The organism is Rhodococcus sp. 7Tela_A2 (assembly GCF_049311045.1).
In the GTDB taxonomy this organism is placed as follows: domain Bacteria; phylum Actinomycetota; class Actinomycetes; order Mycobacteriales; family Mycobacteriaceae; genus Rhodococcus.
The window spans coordinates 1-14,795 of record NZ_JAXION010000053.1; the positions used below are offsets into that span (position 1 = coordinate 1).

Consider the following 14,795-nt stretch of genomic DNA (forward strand, 5'->3'; position numbering starts at 1 on the left):
TCCCGGACACACACCCGGGAGGACGACCGGGGTTCGGGCGTCAGCAGCACGAAGTCGGCTGCTCCGCGGCGGCGCCGATGCCGGCGACGGGTTCGGTAGCGGCAGACGAGGCGGCCGAGCCACAACACGCTGCCGCACCGGAGTTTTCGTCCGCGAGCAGCGTGGGGCTGGTACCGAAGGTCTCGCTGTCGGCGAGCACGGTGTAGACCTCCCACTTCTCGCCGTCCGGGGCGGTGGCCCACACCTTGTCCTGCGTCGCGAAGCAGCACGTGGTGCCGATCTCCTCTTCGGTGAACAGTCCGGCATCGGTGAGCCGGGCGATCTCCTCGTGCACCTTCTCGCTGGATTCGACCTCGACGCCCAGGTGATTGAGCGAACCGCCCTTGCCGGGATTCTCGAGGAGCACCAACTTGAGCGGCGGTTCCGACAGGGCGAAGTTCGCATACCCGGGTCGGAGCTTGTTCGGCTCGGCACCGAACAACTTCGAGTAGAAAGCAACGGCCTCGGACAGGTCGTCGACGTTGAGTGCGAGCTGAGCGCGGGACATGGGAACCTCCACGTGTGAGACATACATCGAATTAGCGGCTTCCAGTGTGGTCCACCTTTTTGACATATGTCAAGGAGGTCGGCAGAATAGTTCCCATGCCCAAGGCACTGCCCGTCGTCGACATCACCACACCGATTTGCTGCGAACCGGTGTCCGCTGCCCCGATGAGCGGCAACGCTGCACTCGAAGTGGCGCTCCGCCTCAAAGCGCTGGCGGATCCGACCCGCATCCAGCTGATGTCGATCCTGCTCACCGACCCCGCCGGCGAAGTGTGCACATGCGACCTCGCCACGGCCGTCGACCTGGCGGAATCCACCGTCAGTCACCATCTCGGGCAGCTGCGGAAAGCCGGAATGGTGGAATCCACCCGCAACGGAATGAACGTCTACCACCGTGTACGAACGGACGCACTCGAAGCGCTGCGCGTCGTACTGGACCCGAACTGCTGCACCTGACACGGTGAACAGTGCCGGGCTCAGATGATGGCACCCTCGAAGAGGACGCTGTACAGGCCCAGTGCGATAAAGGTGATGACGTAGAGCGGCCCCCGGATGGGGTCTCCCTGGCTCGCACCCTCCTGAAGCCACGTGATGATCTCGACCGATCCCATGTTCCGCTCCTGACGTGGTAGTGACAGCCTTCACCGAACGAATCGGGGCCGAACGCGGCGTTGTTACAAGCGCATTCGCTTCCTTTCGTATACCGGCCAGCTGTCGGGATGCACGCGCAGGGTGCCGGCACGCCGGAAGACCGGCGTCGACGTCGATCTGGTCGTGCGGGATTCACTGCGGAAGCCGTGACCACGGTGTGTACTGGACTCGACGGAATGCCGAGCAAGCGGACCACCTCCGCACACGCTGAAGGCGCAGACCTACGGCAAGGATCCACAACGTGACAAGTATCCCCGGGCTTCGCGAAACACACTGCTGCACATCGGTTCCGATCCATCCGCCTCGTCCTCGGCGGCGGCCGTGAAGATCGGCGTGGTGGGGGTCGGCGCGGTCGGATCGGCTACCACCCTTGCACTGCTGGGCAGGGGGACCGCCAGGGAAATCGTGCTGGTGGACAAGAACGTGAAGCGGGCACAGGCAGTGGCGCTCGACATGCGCTACGGAACGCCGCTGGTTCCGCCGGTGGACGTGCGCGCCGGGGAGCGAGACGACCTCGACGGCGCGGATCTGTTGATCGTCACAGCGGGCGAGAACGAAGCCGCAGGCGGCGCGACCGACCGGAGCGACCCGGCGGGCCGACTGCGGTTGCTCGAACACAATGCCGGGGTATATCGGGAGTTGATCCCCGGACTCGTCGCGGCAGCACCGGACGCCACGATCATGGTGGTCACCGACCCGCCGGACCCCTTGGCGGACCTGACCCGTGTGCTGGCCGGGCACGACCGGGTGTTCTCCACCGGCACCGTGCTCGACAGTCTGCGCTTCCGGGTCCACCTCGGCGATCATCTCGGAGTCAGTCCCAGCGATATCCAGGCTTTCGTGATCGGCGAACACGGCACCAGCGAGGTGCTGCTCTGGTCGTCGGCCACCGCTGCGGGCGTGCCGGTACTCGACCTGCTGGCCGAGCAGGGTCAGCAGATCCGCGACCGGGTGGAGGCAGAAATCCGCTATGCCAACATCAACATCATCGAAGGGATCGGCGCGAGCCAGTACGGTATCGGCGCGGTGAGCGCACGACTGGCCGAAGCGGTTCTGCGCGACGAGCAGGCCGTCTTCACCGTCGCCGGATACCACCCGGAGTACCGAGTCACGATGTCGTTGCTTTCGGTGCTCGGCCGCGCCGGAGTAAGCCAGATGCATCAGCCCCCGATGACGGAACAGGAACGTGCCGCACTCGAAGCCAGCGCACACACCCTGCAACGCGCGGTCGAGACGATCCTCTGATTGTCGTCGGGTCGCGCACCGTGCGCGAAATCGTGCCGGCCCCTCGATACTCGTTTTCGGATCGACGGCTACTCCCGGAGTGGCGTGCAGCGCAATCGTCTTCAATCGGAGTACGGGCGGCAGCTCGAGTCAGAATGCACTGTGCAACGGCGTGGTTGGAGTTGTAGCGTCGCACGGCGGGAGAGTGGGGGATGGAGGGAGCGGTGGATTCGGCCGAGGCCGCAGTTGCCCACGTACGTGCGTTGGCTGCGGGGGAGAGCATCGACGGGTCGATGCGGGTGACGATGCATTTTCATCCGGATGCTCCGTACCGTGGGCTGTCGACGCTGTCCGCAATTGCCCGTCGTGGCGCCTATCTCTCGCAGTTCGAGACGAATACGGGCAATGGTGGACTCACGGCATTCGAAGGCGGTGATCGGTGGCGGTGGGAAAGCCGGATGTTCGGTGGTGTCTACGACTCCCGGCCGGCGTCGGATCGTCCCAAGTACGGCTCCCTCGACCGTCATTGCGATGGTTACGGTGGTTCGCCGCGGTTCGGGTCGTCGTACTTCGTGCTGGCTGAGCACACTCTCGAGCGCACCACGTTCTGCTTTCCCGACAGCGTGCACGAACCACAGTTGTTCGGGACCGCGGAGACATCGAGTCATCTGCTGCAGGCCGCGGCGGTTGCCGAGTTCGACGATCCGCTCGACCACTACATCGAGGCCCATGTGCACGGACCCATCAACATCGAATGTGACGTCGAGGCACTCGTTCTGGACCCGAGCTACCGAGGCACTCGGTTCGAGGACATCGCAAGGACGGTGCCCTGTGCTGTTGTGTGGCACGACGGCTACAGACTCGCGGTAGAACAAGCCGAGGTTCATCCGGAGTACCGAGGGAATGCGGTGGTCGCGGTGGCTCGCTCGGTCGCCCGGCACGGGTGGATCACGCCGTATTCGCTCGGACCAGCTCGGTTGGGGAGCGTCGACCCACAGGATCTGAAGAAAGTGTGGCATTACGTCGCCCGGTACGGCCGGAGAGCATCTGCGTGGTGACGGGCCGCTGCGCCTATGCCGAAGTCGCTGAACAGATTGTGATTCGTCCGCCCGAGAGCACCCCTGCGGCACTACCCTCGCGGCATGATCACGTGCGTTGTGGAGTACACGATCGACCCGGTGAAAATCGACGACTTCGAGAGGTTCGCTCGCGCATGGATCGCGCTCGTCGACAAACACGGCGGTACCCACCACGGATACTTCCTTCCCGGTGAGGGTGCCAGCGACCGTGCGCTGGCTCTCTTCTCGTTCGAGTCCCTCGCCGCGTACGAGCGCTACCGCGCGTTGTTCGATTCCGACGACGAGTTCCGCGCGGCCAACGCGATTCGGGACCGGAGCGGATGCGTGCTCCGCTACGAGCGCACCTTCATGCGGCCGATCTTCGACGGCAGGCTCCCCTGAACCTCTGTGCGTACGGCGTGCCGGAGCGTGTCTGTCCCGATCGGCGATGGAAGGTTCACTGCGCGCGATCTTCCGATTGACCGTCTGCAAACACGGATCGGGAGACGCACCGAGCGTCGCCTACCGCTGTCCGTTCGCGGAAACTGCCGAGTCTTGGATCCCCATCGGGCTGTCCGATCCGGACGGCGCGATCGACGGTCAGGGCAGTGACCTCGATGTTGCGATGCGCCGGGCTGTGGTCAACGCTCTGGATTTCCTCGAACACCATCAGGGTTTGGACCGCCCGACCGCGTATGCATATCTCTCGGCAGCGGCCGACTTCACGGTGTCGCGGATGGTCGCCCGGACCGTTGCCGTTCACGGGCAGATCTACAAGGAGCATTTCAGCTGATCGTGTACCCGCGTCGGCGACACTGCCCGGCGTGCAGAACTCACGGCAACAGCGGTCATTCGACGCTTTCGGGCCTGACGAAGGAAATGCAGCCAGGCTACGGTCGTTCCTCTGACCTACCGACCTCGGCCGCCAATCGCGCAAACGCCCCGATCCCCGCGGAACGACTCCCTGCCGGCCACGCCAGCACCGTGGTGATCGAGACGGCGTCGGTGACAGGGATCGCCACATGCTGCGGCCACTGCCACGCACGACTGGAGGCGGGAATCACCAGGAGTGCCTTGCCCAATGCCACGAGTTGGGCGATGGCCGATTGAGTACGCACCTCCGGACCAGGACCATCCGGGTAGCTGCCATCAAGTTTCGGCCACCGGGCCAACGGCAGACCGGGGATGTCTCGAATCTCGGCAAGCGTGACGTGCGTCCGCGCCGCGAGAAAGTGACCCGCGGGAACAATGGCCACCTGCCCCTCGACAAGCAGTTCTTCGGTGTCGAAGCCGTCGAGATCATCGACCGGCCGGTGCATGATCGCCACATCGGCCCGGCCCCCGCGCAGCAGCGCCGCCTGCTCCCCGACCTCACACAGCAGTACCTCGACATCCGGAACGTCACTGCGCTGGGCGGCCTCCCCGAGCAACCGTTGCAGTACCTCGAGGGACGCACCGGCTTTCGTTGCAAGCACCAGTGGTCCCCGAGGACTTCCGGCTCGCCGGGTCCGATGAGCCGCAGCCTCAACCGCGTCGATCACCGTGTGCGCCTCGCTCACCAGGACCCGTCCGGCGTCGGTGAGCTCGACGCCACGACGGTTGCGCTCGAACAACTTCACGCCGAGCCTCGACTCGAGCTGCTGGATCGCACGGGACAGCGGCGGTTGCGTGATGCCGAGCAGGTCTGCCGCCCTACCGAAGTGCAACTCGTCGGCAACGGCGAGGAAATAGCGGAAGTCACGCGTCTCCAGATCGGACACATCCACCACGCTACCTCGATACTCACCGGGTATCACAGAAGAGGTGATCGGTCTTGGACGCCGCGAGTCCACGCGGCGAAGATCGAAGAGTGAACACCACCAAGACAGCGCTGGTCACCGGCGCGAACAAGGGAATCGGCTATGCGATCGCTTGCGGACTCGGCGGACGAGGGTTCCGCGTCGCACTCGGGGCCCGTGACGACGCCCGCCGCACCGAGGCCGTGGCTCGCCTCCGCAGCGAGGGAATCGACGTCTTCGGCGTCGCTCTCGACGTGACGTCGGACGACAGCGTGGCGGCAGCGGCGGCCACCGTCGCGCGCGAGGCAGGCAGGCTCGATGTGCTGATCAACAACGCCGGCGTCGGAGGCCGAACCGATGACGGCGCGCAGGACCCGACAACGATGGACCTCGATGTCCTGCAGCAGGTCCTGGACACCAATGTGTTCGGCGTCATCCGGATCACCAATGCTGTTCTCCCACTGCTGCGGCAATCCGACTCACCGCGCATCGTCAACGTGTCCAGCAACATGGGGTCCCTCGCGCTGCAAACGGGACCTCAGATGGCCGCCTATGCGCCGTCGAAAACCATGCTCAACAGCATCACCGCCCAGTACACCCGAGCACTGTCGAACACGAGCATCCTCGTCAACGCGTGCTGTCCCGGCTACGTCGCCACCGACTTCACCGGCCACAACTCGGCCCGATCTCCAGAGCAAGGTGCCGCCATCGCCGTCGCACTCGCCACCCTCCCCGACGACGGACCCCGCGGCGGATTCTTCGACGACGCCGGCACCATTCCCTGGTGAGCGCGCGGTTCCCGGTGTCACGAAGCACCGCGATCGACGGGCTGAACAGTGGCCCGACGGTGTACCAGGTGATCGCCGACAGCTCGAATCAATGTAACCGTAGCGCCGCTCCCGCCTGCACTGACGGATTGACAGATGACAGAGTTGGTGACGATGCTCGTCACTGTCGGTGCACTCTTCAGCTGACCTTTACAACCGGTCGCACCCACGAAAGCCAGGGAGGTGCTCCGCGAATGCCCACTGTTACCTCTCCGCTGTCGATGCTGTCCGGCGTCATGGGAATTCGAGCGGTGGCCACCGCACTGGTCCTTGCTGTTGCCCTGGCCGGCTGCTCGAGCACGGACACCGGAGCCGGCCCGGGTCAACTCGACCCGACCACCAGCCCACCTGCACCAAGCGAACAGTCACAGACCTACTCTGCCGCCCTGCACCACTTGATCCTCGTGGACAATCCGTTCGCGAAAGCACCGACCCCGGTCGGGTATGTCTACCTCGTCGACGGTCCCGCATCACGCAGCTCGGAAATGTTGATCGTCGCTGACGGACTGCAGTTCGATGCCGATCTGAAAAACGAAATCACAGCCCAGGCCGTCGATCTGCCACCCGTCGAGTTCGTCGCAGAACCTCAGCTTCGGGCCAGGTCCGCACGACTGGGCCTGACCGGGGTCGACAACGACGGCGTCATTGTCGGACTGGCGCCCGTCGAGCGACAGGACGACGGAACGGTCCACGTCGGCGCCGGACTGTGGTGCGGCATCGACTGCGGACTGGGCCTCACCTACGTCCTCGATCACGCAGACGGACAATGGGCAGTGACAGGAACGACTGGACCAGTCTCAATTTCGTGACGGGATGAGTCTGCAGAAGCGGCATCTGGGACCGGTGAAGGTGCTTGGTCCGGCGAAGCGTTGTCAATCCAGGGAAATCGAGTTGTCAGTCTTCGCCGTATCTCAACAGCTGTCGAGATGCAGCGAGGATTAACGGGACTCGCCGGTGCAGTTTGACGGACCTCGGGCGTGTCGAGGGGTCTCGCTAATGTAGGTGCAACGAGCGGAGCTGAACGCAGCAGCCCGAGCCCGCGGACCGCGGGTGCAGTGCCGCCAAACAACGCCTGGGTTGCTTCACGATGAGGCTGGGACTGCCCTGCGCCCGATTCTGTCTCTCAGTCGCTCCCACAACCTGCGTCGCCAGGAACCGCGCTTGTGGGCGGCTTGAGTATTCAGCTGCGCGGGTGTCTCGTGCGAGATGAACTCTTCGTGTGATAACTGCGGCGGCGCAAGAACAGGGGGAGTGGATCCGACGTGAACGGCCTCGAGGTGCGCGCAGACGCCGGCCAGAATCGTGACGTCGGACCGGTTGTAGGCGATCAACCGGTCCTTCAACGCACCATCGCCGGTCTCTCGATATGTCCGCCATAGGCTGTCCGCCATCAATCCACCGCCTACGTCGGTATCGATGGCAAGCCCGAAATACTCGGCGACCTCTTTGACGCCTCGGCGCGTAATCGGGAGGAACAGAGCCTTCTTCGCCCACTGGTGCAGGTCGAGGTGTCGTGATTCGAGGGTCTCAAGGAAGGCTGCCGCATCGAAGGACTCCGACATCGGATAGTGCGCGACTACGCGTCTCAATGCGGGGAGGTCAGCTGATGTCCCACCCCAGGTCACAACGGGAAGATCCGGATACTTGGCCAGGAATCCTGCGAACTCGGCGATCAACGCTCCCTGCCCGGTCTCGTCGGAGAAGATCGTGATCCGGTGCGGACCCTCCACACCGACAGCGTGCGCACACAACAGCCACACCACCCATGGCGCGTAGGACTGGTATTCGAGATCGAATGCGATGAACCGATCGGGCAGCGAATCATGATGGCCGGAAATCAGTTTCGCGGTGTTCGCGATGAACACCCGCGCGTGTTCCTTCCAACTGTCGATCGTGTTGTCAGACGGCTTCCGGAGTCGGTTTGGGGCCAGCGCGGAACGAATGTCCTCACGTGAAAGATCGGCGAGCTGTCCAACCGTGTCGACACCGCCGGCGACCAGGGCCGCGCCGGTGCGGTAGCCGATCCCGCTGATGACCCTCACGGGGGCGGTCCGGCGCGCGGTCGCACTCTGGGGGTGTTGCCGGCACACGGTGCAGTTACACCAGAACGGCTCGACGCCGTCTGTGAGAGCCGAACGCGCCTGCGTGGCCACGTCGTGCACCTCCGCAAGCGCTTCCGCGGGGATGTCGAGTCGGATGGGGTCTATCCGGCCGCCCGCCCCGTCAGCAAGCTGAAGCCACCCGACCGGATCGGCCTGCGGGACCAGGCGGTACGGCTCGAGGAGCAGCCAGTAGAACGCCAGCTCAAACAGATCGGACAGCTGGTGCTGTGTACGGTGCTTGATCTCGAGGGGCTGGAGCTCACCCGAGGCCATGTTGATTCCGTCCGGTATTCCTCGGAAGCGCAGGTCCCGGTTGACGAAGGGATGGTGGGTGAACACAAACGCGTCGGTGGCGAACAGATCGGCAATCGCCACCGGCTTGCCGGCGTCGTCGACGATCGGGGTGGCCTCGGAGCGCGCTGCGCGATCGAAGCCTGTACCCGCGTCGATGACGGCGCGCTCGCTGGTACCCACCGCGGCGGACTCGGCGACGTCGCCGCTGCGAAGGAGCACGAAACCCTGCCTGCAACGCAGGAACTGAGTCAGATCGCTCTTAGTCAGCCAGACGGGCGCGGCAGTGAATGGCAGCATCACCAGCACACCCTAGAACGACAGCGCTGTCGGTTGGCCGTCAAGAATGACAGCAGATCGCAACATGCAAAGTGGTAGCGTCGCAGACCGACTCATGGCGCCGCACGAAAGCCAGTTGGCGACGTTGCGAACGGCGGATCGACTCAAAGTGGCATCGCGATCCCTACTCGTCGCTGCAGCTCGACAGCCGGAACACCGCGGGTGGGCAGGCCTCGCGACCCGCAGCTCGACCGGTCGATCCTTGCCGCCACTCGGGAGTTGCTCGCCGAGACCGGCTACCAGAAGGCCACCATCACCGCGATAGCCCGGCGGGCGGGCGTCGGCACGGCCGCGATCTACCGTCGATGGGCAACCATGGAAGCGATCGTCGAGGACGCGATCTTCGGGAGGCGCGACGCCGAGTTGCCCGCGGCCACCGGCGCCTTGCGCGAGACCTGCTGGCGTGGACGCGGCTGTTCCTCGACCGGACCCCGGAACCGGCCACCCGTGCGGCGATCCCGGATCTGATCTCGTCCTACCACGACCAAACCGGTGTCTACGACGGCTGGTACGACGATCCGAGCTGCCCGCCCGCGCTGCTCGGGCGGACCTGGTGGCGGCCGCTATCCCAGAGCGCTCGGCCACCGACACTAATGCCGCCGCTGATGCCGCCTACGACCTGTTGGTGACGGCCACCACGATGCGTGGATCACCAGCGGGACAGCGGCAGCGGACGCCTTCTGCACCCGCACCGCGGCGTCGCTGACCGTGCTCGGTCGAGGCTCTCCTGTAGTGGACCCGGTAGAGGTATGTCGGTTCAGGGCGAGCAACCCAGGCCGAGATGGTGCGTCACGACATCAGCTCGAACCTGCTGCTCGACGCGCGCCGCGACCTCGTTGCAACCGCAATTCTGGCGCTGAGCGGCCTGTTTTGGTGACACCCCCAAGCGCGATACTGATCTCGGACCAGGTCGCCGCACTCGCGTAACAGCCCCAGACTGCTATCACTCAGCTCACCGTCTCCTGGTAACACACTCATCGACTCATTCGCAATCATCGCAGATTCCAGATGCCGGTAGCCCAATGTTGTGGATTGGGCAGAATTTGGCTCGTCGGTCAGCGGCAACTCTCTGCTGATCCTGAATGGCCCTTCGCTTTCGCAGCGCGGCGAGATCATCTGCAAATGAATCGATTACGCGCTGGTCGGGCAAGCACTCCGACGCTGCGTCCTGGATGTTTCGAAGCGCTTGTGCCTGTCTGTCCGTCGGAGCTGGGACACCGTTCTCGAGCATGGAGGCTACGGTCTCGAGAATCGATTCGGCTTGCCTGAGTGCCGACGTTGCCCATCTGACTGCTGTCGGTGACACTGCATTGAGGTCACCCAAGTCGATGATTTGAGTGAGATCCGGTGTCGGGTCATCTACTGGCATAGTCAAGTTCTCCGCTGCTCGGGCGTCGCAATAGATTCATAGGCTTCTGCTCTCGCCTGAGGGGACAGCGACGCAGTTGCGTGTCCGCGAGGTCCTTCGTGACATCCTCTGCAGTCCGGCAAGCGGAGCCAGGAACGGGCGTTCGTTGGCATAGCCAGGCCACCGACGGTGCTCACAACGCTCCTTACAAGGAGTACTCGACCATGACAGTTGGGCGCTTGCGCGCGTGCGGGGTCCAACAGGCGAAGCACAGTGTGCAGCAGCCCGTGCCGCACACTGTGCATCATCGCGCATCAGACGTCGGAGGAGCAGCTCCGGTCCGGCGAAGGTGTCTCACCGTTCAGGGCTCGGAATCGAACGATTCCGAGCCACCCGGCGCCCGGCGCCCGGCGGCGCCCGTAACCGCTGCCGGCGATCACAGTCGACGGTAGCCCGACCGTCTAGAGATCAGCCGCGGCGGCCGAGGCCCGGGGCACCGCCGCTGACAACACGTCGGACCCCCACGGTCGATGATGGCCGGACCGATCGGATCTTGGCGGCTTGGAGCCGACCCCGTCCCAGATCCTCGAAGACCCCTTCTAGATCCTGCTTGTCGCCGGTGGTTCGACGGCCCCGCAGACCCTTCATGTCCTTGCGGTCCTGCTTGGTGGGTCGACCGGCTCGCACGCGCTCGACGTGCTTGCGGAAGGCTTCGAGCTTGGTGATCGCGTCCAGTTCAGCTTGCGCCACTATCCCGCGCTCTTTGCGGGACTGCAGCTTCTGCAGCATCTCGTCAAGTCGCTTCGGGTCTCTGCGCAGGTGGGCGAACCGCTTGAGGTCATGCTCCGCCAGCACGCCTTACCGCTGCTTCGACTTCTTCGGTTTTCCGGCCATGCCGGGCATCGTAGATTCGACACCTGACGTCTCGGGACAGCAGCATCCCGGAGACACGCGGTCGCCCGGGGATACAGGATGGTCAGCAGCTGCAGGTCAGTTGGCCCGGCGGCGACCGTTACCGGGCGTGGTGCCCCAATCATGCGACTCCCGTGAGCCAATTGACGCCGACGAAGACAATCCCAAACCGACGAGGGAAGCGGAGGCGGAGCAAGGGCTGTTGAAGGTATCGAGCGGACCGCACCAGAACGACGCAGCGAGTTTGCACGGCTGGACACTGACCTTCCCGACCTTCGCGAGTTCGGCTTCATCAGCACGAACCTGCTCAAGCGCGGTTTGTAGATCCTTCTTTTGGAATGTCCTCAAACTCCGGGAACCCCACGTCGCGGAGAAATACTGGCCAACCATGCCATCTCCCCACTCGAATACCGCCCAACGCATACGGCCCTTGCCATCGGCGTAATCGATCTCTGTCGCCTCCACCAACACAGTGCGCTGGAGGCTTACCGAAGCGCCTCTGCAGCAGCACTATTGCCAGGATCGGTCTCGAAGGAGCCATGCGGTCGCGGCAGCGCGACGCAATGCAGATGCCAACAGAGCAAGCGGCCAGGGATGCCCAACGAGGTTGCGAAGGCGCCGCGTCTAATCAACCACGGCAGCTGACCCGCATCGCACTGCCGCGGCTCAGCAACTGACGATCGTTGCGGACCACGTAGTGGCTATCGCACGATCGCGGGAGCGTCAACGCGTCGAGCTACCTCCCGCGATACGCTCGGCCGGTGACATTCCCAGCCCCACCTCGCAAGGTGCTGACTATAGACGCGGTGCGCCGCAGCATCGATGCCCTGCGGAAGCCCTTCATCCACGAGCAGTTCCTCGCGTACCTGCACATCCGCAAGCGCAGCGTCGAGGATGGGACTCTCACTGGCATCGAGCCAGTGTGGAGCGAGGTCGGGCGGCTGCTGGCCGTCCAAGGCGGCCCACCGAACAAGCCGAACTACCGGCCGATCTCGTCGCGGACCAAGCACGACCCGTCCGGGTATTGGCTAAACCCGAATATCCCCGGCAGCTACGCGCCGAGTTCGCTACGCAAGGTCTCGCGCTTCATGCTCGACGCCGCCGGCACCGGCTTCAGCCTTCCGTCGGACCACGCACAACAGGCGCTCGGCGCGCACCTGAATGGCCAGCGGCAGCCGGCCTGGCCGTTCGCCGGATTCTTCTTGCGCGACTACAGCTTCGATCCCGCCGCATCGACCGCGCAGGATCTCATCGACGGCTTCTGCAAGGTGTTCCGGTTCGAGTCCACCGCTCCAGGGTCAGACTTCGACACGCTGTTCACGACCGGGGACGAGCCCGATATCGGATGGTTTGAGCCGCTGGCGGTCGCACCGGCCGAGTACGAGGAGGAGCCCACCGATGACTAAGCCGATCCACGGCGCGCGTCACCTCACCGCAGACGATCTGGGCATCGGACCGTCGGCCCGTGCCTCGGCGTCACACGGGTCAAGCGCGCCGGACGCGCCGATACTGTCCTCGGAGGACCCGCGGCTCGCCGAGGTCGAGCGTCTCCTCAAACAGTTCGGCGGGGTCATCCTGAGCGGCCCGCCCGGCACGAGCAAGACATGGCTCGCCGGCGAGGCCGCGACCCTCCTCACCGACGGGGACACCGCGCGCCAGGAATTCATCCAGTTCCACGCCTCGTACCAATTCGAGGACTTCATACAGGGATTCCGACCGAAGCAGAACGGTGGTGGTTTCGAGCCGAAGCAGGGCGTTTTCCTGCGGATTGTCGACAAGGCCCGCATGGACTCGGAAGGTCGCCCGCACGTCCTGGTGATCGACGAGCTAAGCCGGGCCGACGTCGGGCGGGTATTCGGCGAGGCGCTGACCTACATCGAGAAGTCCAAGCGCGACATCTCATTCACCCTGCCATCGGGTGACCAGTGGACGATTCCGCAGAATCTGTGGCTGATTGCAACCATGAATCCGTTCGACCGCGGGGTTGATGACGTGGATGCGGCATTCGAACGTCGGTTCGCCAAGATCGAGATGCTCCCCGACGCCGCGACGTTGGAGACGATGCTCAGCGATAACGGCGTCCCCGACGAGCTCGCCAAGCGGTTGGTGGCCTGGTTCCGGGCGACGAACGGCCGCGCGAAGAAGAACCCGGCAGCCTCGGTTGGCCACGCCTACTTCTCCCCGGTGGTGGACGAATCAACGCTCCAAGACGTGTGGGACTACCAACTGCATTACCTCATCGACCGTGCCTTCAAATACGACGAGCCATCGCACAAGGAGGTCGTGAGCGGATGGAACAGAATTTTCATCGGCAACGGCGCGCCCGGGCCTGCGGACCCTGACGAGCAGTCATGAGCCCGGCGGTAGCGCATCTGACTGGGCCAGGGCGCACCGTGGTGACGTGCGACGAGTACGGCGACATCGAGGTCGCGCCCGAACAGGTGCTGCGCAGCGACGGGACTCTGTGCCTCGCCGAAGACGTGCTCAAGCACTACGTCACCACGGACTTCAAGGACGGCAGACTCCGACTCCGATCCAGAGGCGTCAGCGGGGTGTTCGCGCTCACTGACGACGTCACCGTGCAGGTTCGCCCGCGGTTCCCGCTGACCAACCTGACGCACATGGTGTCGGTGTGCGGTTACGTCCCGACTGCCATCGCTGCGCTGCGGACCTACCGAGTGACTGATCGGTGGGAGGACTGGATGCTCGACGTGACGACTGACGCGCTATTGATAGCCGTCGATGCGATCGAGGAGCGAGGCCTGCTTCGCACCTACCATCGACGCACGGACGGTTCCTCGTACCCTCACGGCCGGATCGAGATGTCGGCGACGATCAATCGGTACGCCTCGCGCGGGATCGAGCACAAGGCCGTGTACTCCTGGTTCGAGAAGACTGCGGACAATGCTCCTAATCGCTGTCTCAAGGCCGCTGCGCTGCTGCTCCACGGCCGGTACCGATCGCAGCACCTGACCCGGGACGTCCGGCGCCGGATCACCCGACTCGGGAACGCGCTGCGGGTGCTTGAGAAGGCCGGCGACGATCGCCACCACAGGTTCATGAGCGATGCCCAAGTCCGCGGATCGGCCGCGCTGCCGGAGGCTCGTGCATACTACCGGCCCGCGCTCGACCTGGCCGTGGCCATCCTGAACGGCCACGGCCTGGACCTCGACGCCGATAGTGGTTCACTCTCGGCCGGATCGCTGCTGGTCAAGACAGAGGACTTGTTCGAGAGCTTCGTCCGCCTCAGCTTGCAGCGCAGCCTCATAGACCAGCCGGACCTGTCTGTGCTGGACGGCAACGTTGCCCCGGGCAGGCGCCCGCTGTTCGAGCGGATCACCAGAGACGAGAAGGAAGCCCTGCCGGTCCATTCGAGCGTCACCGGTGTCGGCTCTCAGAACGCCACACCGGACATCTTGTTCGAGTCCGCCGATGGCTCGTTCCCGCTTGTCGCGGACGTCAAGTACACGAGGGTGGCTCAGAACGCGGACCGAAGTGAGCTGGAGCAGGTGATCACCTACGGCGCGCGCTACGCCAGTCCCGTAGTGATGACGATCCACCCGCGTCAGTCGAATACAAACGGCGGCCTAGTCGTATCCGGCCGCATCGGCGACACCCTCGTCGTTCAATACCGGGTCGACCTGGCCGCCGCTGACATCGACGCCGAGATGGACGCGATGGCGCAGTCGCTGACCGGGCTGATCTCCGCTACCGGCTGA

16 protein-coding genes and 1 pseudogene are annotated in these 14,795 nt (G+C 64.5%); 11 read left to right on the top strand and 6 right to left on the bottom strand.

Going from position 1 to position 14,795, the window contains the following annotated elements; all coding sequences use genetic code 11:
- Positions 1-40: 40 nt before the first annotated feature.
- The gene (locus tag TVH25_RS11765; RefSeq protein WP_169620979.1) at positions 41-547 is read right to left on the bottom strand and encodes an ArsI/CadI family heavy metal resistance metalloenzyme; all 507 of its coding nucleotides are present in this window, start codon (positions 545-547) and stop codon (positions 41-43) included.
- Positions 548-642: 95 nt separating this feature from the next.
- On the opposite strand from TVH25_RS11765, the gene TVH25_RS11770 reads away from it, so the two are divergent.
- Positions 643-1,002, top strand: a complete 360-nt coding sequence (locus TVH25_RS11770) for an Rv2640c family ArsR-like transcriptional regulator (protein WP_169620978.1) — start codon at positions 643-645, stop codon at positions 1,000-1,002.
- 20 nt (positions 1,003-1,022) lie between these two features.
- Here TVH25_RS11770 and TVH25_RS11775 read toward each other — a convergent pair whose 3' ends face one another.
- Entirely contained in the window at positions 1,023-1,157 is a 135-nt protein-coding gene (locus TVH25_RS11775; protein WP_277350460.1) for a hypothetical protein, read from the bottom strand.
- Between the two features lie 361 nt (positions 1,158-1,518).
- Between TVH25_RS11775 and TVH25_RS11780 the strand changes: the two genes are divergently transcribed.
- From TVH25_RS11780 to TVH25_RS11795, 4 genes and pseudogenes are all read left to right on the top strand, one after another.
- Positions 1,519-2,442, top strand: a complete 924-nt coding sequence (locus TVH25_RS11780) for a lactate/malate family dehydrogenase (protein ID WP_296550326.1) — start codon at positions 1,519-1,521, stop codon at positions 2,440-2,442.
- A 203-nt stretch (positions 2,443-2,645) separates the two neighbouring features.
- Positions 2,646-3,479, top strand: coding sequence for a DUF3626 domain-containing protein (locus TVH25_RS11785; RefSeq protein WP_422424222.1), 834 nt, complete (start codon positions 2,646-2,648; stop codon positions 3,477-3,479).
- An 84-nt stretch (positions 3,480-3,563) separates the two neighbouring features.
- Complete coding sequence (locus TVH25_RS11790) at positions 3,564-3,881, top strand: NIPSNAP family protein (protein ID WP_169620975.1); 318 nt, start codon at positions 3,564-3,566, stop codon at positions 3,879-3,881.
- A gap of 40 nt (positions 3,882-3,921) precedes the next feature.
- Positions 3,922-4,272: pseudogene (locus TVH25_RS11795) on the top strand (acetamidase); the annotation flags it as partial.
- A 97-nt stretch (positions 4,273-4,369) separates the two neighbouring features.
- On the opposite strand, the gene TVH25_RS11800 reads toward TVH25_RS11795, so the two are convergent.
- Positions 4,370-5,239: a LysR family transcriptional regulator gene (locus TVH25_RS11800; RefSeq protein ID WP_296550324.1), complete on the bottom strand. Its 870-nt coding sequence runs from the start codon at positions 5,237-5,239 to the stop codon at positions 4,370-4,372.
- A gap of 89 nt (positions 5,240-5,328) precedes the next feature.
- Here TVH25_RS11800 and TVH25_RS11805 point away from each other — a divergent pair, with 89 nt between their 5' ends.
- Positions 5,329-6,045, top strand: coding sequence for an SDR family oxidoreductase (locus TVH25_RS11805; RefSeq protein ID WP_422424223.1), 717 nt, complete (start codon positions 5,329-5,331; stop codon positions 6,043-6,045).
- Positions 6,046-6,278: 233 nt separating this feature from the next.
- Positions 6,279-6,893: a hypothetical protein gene (locus tag TVH25_RS11810; RefSeq protein ID WP_422424224.1), complete on the top strand. Its 615-nt coding sequence runs from the start codon at positions 6,279-6,281 to the stop codon at positions 6,891-6,893.
- 273 nt (positions 6,894-7,166) lie between these two features.
- Here TVH25_RS11810 and TVH25_RS11815 read toward each other — a convergent pair whose 3' ends face one another.
- Entirely contained in the window at positions 7,167-8,777 is a 1,611-nt protein-coding gene (locus tag TVH25_RS11815; RefSeq protein ID WP_422424240.1) for a ribonuclease H-like domain-containing protein, read from the bottom strand.
- Between the two features lie 201 nt (positions 8,778-8,978).
- Here TVH25_RS11815 and TVH25_RS11820 point away from each other — a divergent pair, with 201 nt between their 5' ends.
- Positions 8,979-9,284, top strand: a complete 306-nt coding sequence (locus TVH25_RS11820; RefSeq protein WP_422424225.1) for a helix-turn-helix domain-containing protein — start codon at positions 8,979-8,981, stop codon at positions 9,282-9,284.
- Between the two features lie 1,348 nt (positions 9,285-10,632).
- Here TVH25_RS11820 and TVH25_RS11825 read toward each other — a convergent pair.
- Positions 10,633-11,019: a hypothetical protein gene (locus TVH25_RS11825; RefSeq protein ID WP_422424226.1), complete on the bottom strand. Its 387-nt coding sequence runs from the start codon at positions 11,017-11,019 to the stop codon at positions 10,633-10,635.
- A 135-nt stretch (positions 11,020-11,154) separates the two neighbouring features.
- Positions 11,155-11,541, bottom strand: a complete 387-nt coding sequence (locus tag TVH25_RS11830; RefSeq protein ID WP_422424227.1) for a hypothetical protein — start codon at positions 11,539-11,541, stop codon at positions 11,155-11,157.
- Positions 11,542-11,837: 296 nt separating this feature from the next.
- Between TVH25_RS11830 and TVH25_RS11835 the strand changes: the two genes are divergently transcribed.
- From TVH25_RS11835 to TVH25_RS11845, 3 genes are read left to right on the top strand one after another with little or no spacing between them, the layout of a single operon-like run.
- Positions 11,838-12,482, top strand: a complete 645-nt coding sequence (locus TVH25_RS11835; RefSeq protein WP_422424228.1) for a hypothetical protein — start codon at positions 11,838-11,840, stop codon at positions 12,480-12,482.
- Positions 12,475-13,431, top strand: coding sequence for an McrB family protein (locus TVH25_RS11840; RefSeq protein WP_422424229.1), 957 nt, complete (start codon positions 12,475-12,477; stop codon positions 13,429-13,431). Before TVH25_RS11835 ends, TVH25_RS11840 begins: the two co-directional genes overlap by 8 nt.
- Positions 13,428-14,795: a 5-methylcytosine restriction system specificity protein McrC gene (locus TVH25_RS11845; RefSeq protein ID WP_422424230.1), complete on the top strand. Its 1,368-nt coding sequence runs from the start codon at positions 13,428-13,430 to the stop codon at positions 14,793-14,795. The genes TVH25_RS11840 and TVH25_RS11845 overlap by 4 nt, the downstream gene beginning before the upstream one ends.